The 250-nt window shown below is 51.2% G+C and carries 1 protein-coding gene; it reads right to left on the reverse strand.

What is annotated here, in order from left to right; translation table 11 throughout:
• Positions 1-250: hypothetical protein (locus tag ACT3RN_RS16370; RefSeq protein WP_444518912.1), on the reverse strand; the 250-nt coding region annotated here is incomplete at both ends.

Genomic DNA, 250 nt, shown 5'->3' on the forward strand with positions numbered 1-250 from the left:
GCCTGCCACCATATCTGATTGCGTACTACCAGACTGTCTCACGATCGTTTTCGCCGTCCACAGTGTATTGCTGCCTGATGCAAGGATACTATCTTTGCTTACGAGCAGTACATCCGCTGCGCCAAGCACTTCAGTATTCAACGTCTCATCGATGATTTGTGCCGTACTCTTAAACCCTTCTATCGACGCTCGGGCATCACTGAGCGCCTCAGTCGATTGTAGGTGTGCGTGCTTGGCCTCTGCTAAGGTT

The sequence above is a fragment of the Psychrobacter sp. AOP5-GZ1-6 genome, from assembly GCF_052376345.1.
Lineage (GTDB): Bacteria > Pseudomonadota > Gammaproteobacteria > Pseudomonadales > Moraxellaceae > Psychrobacter.